The organism is Mesobacillus sp., from assembly GCF_049588175.1.
Taxonomy (GTDB): domain Bacteria; phylum Bacillota; class Bacilli; order Bacillales; family Cytobacillaceae; genus Mesobacillus.
Window position 1 is genome coordinate 1 of the sequence record NZ_JBAVFI010000611.1, and the last position, 5,132, is coordinate 5,132.

The 5,132-nt window shown below is 43.9% G+C and carries 4 protein-coding genes and 1 other annotated feature; of the genes, 3 read left to right on the forward strand and 1 reads right to left on the reverse strand.

The window, feature by feature from the left end; all coding sequences use genetic code 11:
• Positions 1 to 194: 194 nt before the first annotated feature.
• Positions 195 to 412: a binding site (T-box leader), on the forward strand.
• 113 nt (positions 413 to 525) lie between these two features.
• The 3 genes from leuS to WB217_RS14825 all read left to right on the forward strand — a co-directional run bounded on the left by leuS (position 526) and on the right by WB217_RS14825 (position 4,030).
• Entirely contained in the window at positions 526 to 2,940 is a 2,415-nt protein-coding gene (gene leuS / locus WB217_RS14815) for a leucine--tRNA ligase (protein ID WP_423994010.1), read from the forward strand.
• Positions 2,941 to 3,475: 535 nt separating this feature from the next.
• Positions 3,476 to 3,787, forward strand: a complete 312-nt coding sequence (locus WB217_RS14820) for a rhodanese-like domain-containing protein (RefSeq protein WP_423994011.1) — start codon at positions 3,476 to 3,478, stop codon at positions 3,785 to 3,787.
• Positions 3,788 to 3,844: 57 nt separating this feature from the next.
• On the forward strand, positions 3,845 to 4,030 hold the full coding sequence (locus WB217_RS14825) for a sporulation protein Cse60 (protein WP_207500865.1): 186 nt from the start codon (positions 3,845 to 3,847) through the stop codon (positions 4,028 to 4,030).
• Between the two features lie 22 nt (positions 4,031 to 4,052).
• Here the strand turns inward: WB217_RS14825 and WB217_RS14830 are convergent.
• The coding region (locus WB217_RS14830) for an NAD(P)/FAD-dependent oxidoreductase (RefSeq protein WP_423994012.1) at positions 4,053 to 5,132 on the reverse strand (1,080 nt) is incomplete at its 5' end.

Sequence of the window (5,132 nt, forward strand, 5' to 3'; positions counted from 1 at the left end):
GGCCAGGGCTCCACCCCTGGCTTTTTAGCGCACACTAGGCTGCAATGAACAACCGAATATTTATCGCGGCACAATTCCGGCAAAATCCCCACACCAATCCACCACACAAAACATAAAATAACCTCCAAAATCATTTCTTCCATCCCCGCTTGCATACTGGCGGGAATTTTATTACAATATCCCTATATCTATAACGAAAGACTTTGATAAGGAATAGTAGTGGTGCAAGCCTGAGCAAGAGAGCTGGCGGTTGGTGCAAGCCAGACGGGAACATCATGAACTCGCCTTTGAGTCGCAAGCGCGAACCTTGAGTAGTGCTTGCCGTATTCCGCGTTAAGGATGAATGAAGCGAGTGTTGCACACTAATTTGGGTGGTACCGCGGGAGATCATACATATCCTCTCGTCCCTTTTACAGGGACGGGAGTTTTTTATTTTTTTTAGGAGAAACAGCACAAGCGGCTTTAATATCCAAACTCCAAACTCCATCCCTAAAAATAAATTGACAAAAACAGGAGGACAAATCGATGAGCTTTAACCATCAGGAAGTCGAAACAAAATGGCAAGCGTACTGGGAACAGAACAAAACCTTCAAAACAACAGAAGATAAAGGGAAGCAGAAATTTTATGCGTTGGATATGTTTCCGTATCCTTCAGGTGCTGGACTTCACGTTGGCCATCCGGAAGGCTACACGGCTACTGACATCCTTTCTCGCATGAAAAGGATGCAGGGCTTCAACGTTCTTCATCCAATGGGCTGGGATGCTTTCGGTCTTCCCGCAGAACAGTATGCATTGGATACTGGTAACGATCCGGCTGAATTCACAGAGCAGAACATCAACACATTCCGCCGCCAGATTAAAGCATTAGGCTTTTCATATGACTGGGATCGTGAAGTCAACACGACTGACCCTGGATACTATAAGTGGACTCAATGGATTTTCTTGAAGCTTTATGAAAAAGGGCTTGCTTACATTGATGAAGTAGCAGTGAACTGGTGCCCGGCACTTGGAACTGTTTTAGCGAATGAAGAAGTCATCGACGGTAAAAGTGAGCGTGGGGGACACCCAGTTGAACGCCGTCCAATGAGACAGTGGATGCTTAAAATCACAGCATATGCGGACCGCTTACTTGAGGATTTGGATTTATTGGATTGGCCAGATAGCCTTAAAGATATGCAGCGCAACTGGATTGGCCGTTCAGAAGGAGCGGAAATCACTTTTAACATCGACAGCCATGAAGGAAAGTTCACTGTCTTCACAACTCGTCCGGATACATTATTCGGAGCAACATATACAGTACTTGCCCCTGAACACCAATTAGTGGATAAAATCACGACAGCTGAGCAACGTGCAGAAGTGGAAAAATACATTGATGAAATCAAGAGCAAGAGCGACTTAGAGCGTACAGATCTTGCAAAGGACAAAACTGGCGTGTTCACTGGCGCTTATGCAATCAACCCAGCAAATGGCGAGAAAATGCCAATCTGGATTGCCGACTACGTGCTTGCTTCATATGGTACAGGGGCTATCATGGCAGTACCTGCACATGATGAGCGTGACTACGAATTCGCTAAAAAATTCAATCTTGCAATCAAAGAAGTGGTTGCCGGCGGGAATGTAGCTGATGAAGCATACACTGGCGATGGCGAGCATGTGAATTCTGAATTCCTTAACGGCATGAACAAGGAAGACGGAATCGATAAGATGATTGCATGGTTAGAAGAAAAAGGCATCGGAACGAAAAAAGTCACTTATCGTTTGAGAGACTGGTTGTTCAGCCGCCAGCGCTACTGGGGCGAACCGATTCCAATCATCCACTGGGAAGATGGCACAATGTCAGCTGTTCCTGATGAGCAATTGCCACTTGTCCTTCCTAAAACAACGGAAATCAAGCCGTCCGGTACAGGAGAATCTCCACTTGCGAACATTGATGATTGGGTAAATGTTGTTGATCCTGAAACAGGCAAAAAAGGCCGCAGGGAAACAAACACAATGCCACAGTGGGCAGGAAGCTGCTGGTACTACCTTCGCTACATCGATCCAAAGAATGAACAGGCTCTTGCGGATGCTGAAAAATTAAAAGAATGGCTTCCAGTTGATATTTATATCGGTGGAGCAGAGCATGCTGTATTGCACTTGTTATATGCGCGCTTCTGGCACAAAGTCCTTTATGATGTTGGTGTAGTCCACACGAAGGAGCCGTTCCAAAAGTTATTCAACCAAGGTATGATTCTTGGCGAAAACAATGAAAAAATGAGTAAATCAAAAGGCAATGTGGTAAATCCAGATGAGATTGTTGAAAGCCATGGTGCCGATACTTTAAGACTTTATGAAATGTTCATGGGACCTCTTGAAGCTTCAATCGCCTGGTCAACAAATGGACTTGATGGCTCACGCCGCTTCCTTGACCGTATCTGGCGCTTATTCGTTGACGAAAATGGCAGCTTGAATGAGAAAATCAAGGAAAGTGAAGGATCGAATCTTGAGAAGGTCTACCATCAGACTGTCAAGAAAGTAACTGAGGACTATGAAGGACTTCGTTTCAACACGGCGATTTCGCAAATGATGGTCTTCATCAATGAGGCCTATAAGGCAACGGAACTTCCTAAAGCATACGTGGAAGGCTTCGTTAAAATGATTGCTCCGATTTGCCCACATGTTGCAGAAGAGCTTTGGGCTAAACTTGGTCACAGCGAATCGATTACTTATGCTGCATGGCCTGCATATGATGAAGCTAAACTTGTCGACGACGAAGTAGAAATCGTTGTACAAGTAAATGGCAAAATCAAAGCGAAAATGATGGTTCCAGCAGATGCGAACAGGGAAGCTTTAGAGCAACTCGCGATGGAGGACGAAGAAGTCAAAGTACAAATCGATGGCAAGACAGTTCGTAAAGTAATTGCCGTACCAGGAAAGCTAGTCAACATCGTAGCTAATTAATAGGGGTATGCAGGATATGAGTTAGCAATATTGCTAACCATCCGCAGTCCAATTTATAAAATAGCCAAAATAAAAGGGTCGTAATCTACGGCCCTTTTATTTTAGTTAAAAGCTCTGTTAAAGCTGAATGTTGTTTTTAAACCCTGTTGATTGTAGTGGAAGGCGCGTAGACTCCTGCGGGCGCAGCTGGACAGATGAGACCCCGCAGGAGCGAAGCGACGAGGAGGCTCAGCGCCAGCCCCGCGGAAAGCGAAGCGCCTGGAACGAAAATCAACAGCCTTGTTTAACAGAGCCTAATTAAAAATAGGCTGTTCAATGATCAATGTTGATTTTTAGCACCAAAAGCCCCGAGGAAAGCAAGTGACTGGAGCGGAAATCAACAGTCTGATTCAACAAAGTTTAAAATACGGTACCCGGTAGAGTTTATTTTTGCTTAAATAAACGAGTTTTTCTATAATAAATATGGGAAAATACATTAGGGTTATGTATTTTCGAACAAGAGAAATTTAGATACCTAAAATTGGAGGCTACTACTATGAATAAAATTGAAACGATTTCTACTGAAGAACTTCAAAAGAAGCTTGAAGCTGGCGAGAAGCTTGAAATGGTTGATGTTCGTGAACATGACGAAGTTGAATCTGGAATGATTCCAGGCGCTAAGCATATTCCAATGGGCGAAATTCCTGAGAAAATGGGCGAATTCGATAAAGATAAGGAATACATCTTTATTTGCCGTTCAAGTGCACGCAGCGGCAATGTCTGCCACTATATGAATGAGCAGGGCTACAAAGTACGCAATATGGTTGGCGGTATGATGAGCTGGGGCGGAGAAACAAAACGTCCGTAATTATAAAATTCTGAAAATCTGGCCAGACTGGATGTAAAAAAGGAAGGAAGTTTTAACTTGATCCAGGTCAGAGTATTTGATCATGAGCATGAAAAAGATCTTGAACAAGAAATGAACCGATTTCTCGAGAAGCTGGATGAAAAGAAGCTTCTGGACATTAAATATAATGTCGCAGTCGTGCCAGAGGAATTGGAGGAGGAACAGATTTATTGTTTTTCTGCAATGATTGTATACAGAGCCTGAGTCTATCAGGCTCTGTTTTATTTTATTTGAGCAATGCATGCTGTGCAGCATTCTTACCTGCAAGCCGTCCTGTTACAAGGGCTGAGGTAATGTTGTATCCACCTGTGTAACCGTGGATGTCGAGGATTTCTCCGCAAAAATAAAGGCCCTCGGCTTTTTTTGAAGCCATAGTCTGCGGCTCGACTTCTTTAACTGAAACGCCTCCGCCTGTTACAAATGCTTTATCAAGAGGCAGAGTACCATTTACCTTGAACTCAAATTGCTTTACCGATTTAGCAAAGTTTCTGATTTTCTCATGGCCAAGCTGGCCGCCCTGCATAGCCGGGTCAATTTCGTTTCGTTCCAGCAAAAACATGAGATATCGTTCTGGCAAAAGCCCTTTAAGCAGATTTTTGACAGCCTTTTTCGGTTCAGCTTTAATAAGCTCGTTAATCTCCTGGAATAACTCTTCTTCTTTCATCTCGGGGAGGGCGTCAAGGGACATCACAACCTCTTTTAGATTCCATTTTTGCATCGCTTTGACGACAAATTGGCTGCAACGCAACACAGCAGGCCCGCTTATTCCAAAGTGTGTAAAAATCATATCCATCTTATGCGTAATCAGTGCCTTGCCTTTTGGATTCAATACACTCAGGGCAACACTTCTTAAAGATAGACCCTGAAGTGCTTTTTCCTTGATAAAAGGTTCGCTGGAGGTGACAGGCACCTCAGTCGGAAAAAGACCAGTAATGGTATGTCCAGCTTTTTCAGCCCATGCATATCCGTCACCAGTTGAACCAGTATGGGGAACTGATTTTCCACCAACAGCAATGATGATGCTGTCAGCGTGAATCATTTCGCCGTTTTTCAGGTAAACTGCTTCAACCTGACCATCCTTATAATCGACATCAGCAGCGGGGCTGTTTGTCTTTATCTCGACTTTTAAATCTTTTAGCTTTGTAAGGAGAGCATCTACAACAGATTGAGCCTTATCCGTGACAGGGAACATCCGGCCGTGATCTTCTTCCTTAAGCTTAATTCCCAGCCCTTCAAAAAAAGCAATTATATCCTCATTGCTGAAAATGTTCAGTGCGCTGTAAAGGAAACGCCCGTTGCCTGGTAT